This window comes from Denitrobacterium sp., from assembly GCF_056180635.1.
The window spans coordinates 1-1,650 of sequence record NZ_JAZZJS010000077.1 but is presented as its reverse complement, the minus strand read 5'-3'; the positions used below and the strand labels follow the sequence as shown (position 1 = coordinate 1,650).

The 1,650-nt window shown below is 56.3% G+C and carries 2 protein-coding genes; both read right to left on the bottom strand.

The genetic code is table 11. The features are described from left to right. On the bottom strand, positions 1–861 hold an 861-nt coding region (gene selA / locus AC04P6_RS06715), incomplete at its 3' end, for an L-seryl-tRNA(Sec) selenium transferase (protein WP_475565850.1). Between the two features lie 123 nt (positions 862–984). Beyond that, entirely contained in the window at positions 985–1,254 is a 270-nt protein-coding gene (locus AC04P6_RS06710; RefSeq protein ID WP_475565849.1) for a TIGR03905 family TSCPD domain-containing protein, read from the bottom strand. Positions 1,255–1,650: the final 396 nt, after the last annotated feature.

The window sequence follows — 1,650 nt, the reverse complement described above, 5'->3', positions numbered from 1 at the left end:
CTCGGCAACCGTAGCCTCCGCATAGTTGCCATAACGGTCCAAGCGCACGAAGCAGCCCGAGCCCTGATCTTCGTAGATGAAGACGCGCTGGCCGGTTTCCTTCTGGCGCTTAAGGGCGATTTCTTTAAGATCCGAGATGCTCACTTCCTCAGTGAAACCTTCGATGCGGTAATTCGACTTATGAACCTTGAGCATGATCGAAGTCTCATCGGTGATAGCGTTGGCATAATCGTAAGGATGGGTCTTATTCGTAGTGCCTACCTCGACCATTTGGGCATTCGATTGGCGCATGATGTCGGGAATGCGGAATGATCCGCCGAGCTCGATCAGCTCGCCGCGCGATACGATGGCCTCGTGGCCGGATGCGAACTCCGACAGCACTAAGACGACTGCGGCCGCATTGTTGTTGACCGCAATCGCAGCCTCCGCGCCCGTAAGCGCGCAAAGCAACCGCTCGCAATGGTCGTGGCGACTGCCGCGCTTCATCTTATCCACGCTGTACTCGAGCGTCGAATAGCCCTTCATCACGTCGACAACCTGATCGATGGCCGCTGGAGCCATGACGGCACGACCCATATTCGTATGGATGACCACACCCGTCGCATTGATGATCCTGCGCAAAGACGGTTGAAGCAGCGCCCCGGCGCGTTTCGCCGCGCCCACAGCAACGCTCTCGATGTCAAACGTCGGCTTATTGCCCGCCAGAATCGAGCTTCGCAACGCGGCAATCTCCGCACGCACGCTATGCGCTATCAAATCGTGGGGTAGGCGCTCTTGAAAAGCTACCAAGGCAGGCCTTTTGAGCACTTCCTCTACCTGGGGGAGTTTCTTTAAGAGCGTTGCGCTATCTTTTGATTCCATGTTCTGCATCCTTTTCCCGCGTTTTCCCGACGCATGCCATCAAACATGCCGTTAAAGGGAATTCGCCTGTTCATCGATTACTGGTCCCATTATAGTCCATTGAAACGGTGCCGTGCGAACCGCCTATGAAGCTTCGACGTCCTGGTTAAGAGCGATTTCGATGGCCATAGCCAATTGATCGCAGCACGAGGTGCCGCGTTTGCCGCATGGGGTCCCACGTAGGCGCTCGGCGGTCTCGCGCGCATCGCTCCCTTCGAGAAGGACCGACATGGCCCGAAGGTTGCCTTCGCATCCCCCTCCCAGAAACTGGACATTGTGAAGGTTGTCACCATCCAAATCGAATCGAATCTGGCGGCAGCACACCTTCTTCGTATTGAAACGATACTGATCCATGTACACATCCTTGCATTATGCGAAATTATTATCGCAATTAGCATAAAGCATAACATACTTGCAGCAAGCGGATATAGCCAGAAAGGCGCATTCGCAGAGCCTTCGGCGCCCATCTGCCGAAAGCGCAAGCGGCACCCGGCATCGGCGCTCTGGATGAGCATCTATGCCCATCCGCTTGAAGGATCCGCTCCGTCTGCGCCGAACCTCGAGTTTAAAAAGGGCGAGCCGCATTCCGCATCAGTACCCCGGACCCGCGGGGGGCAAGCCGCGCCTATCGGCGCCCGGCATGCGGAAGGACGAGCAGCGCGCGACAGCGTCGCTCCAGATACGGAAACCCCCACAAACGTAAAAACGTTGCACTTTTGGCCGTCGGATGCAACGTTTTTGCGGTTATGG

Excerpts from the sequence above, each read along its gene's own strand:
- AC04P6_RS06710 (WP_475565849.1), bottom strand. The coding sequence starts at position 1,254 with ATGGATCAGTATCGTTTCAATACGAAGAAGGTGTGCTGCCGCCAGATT.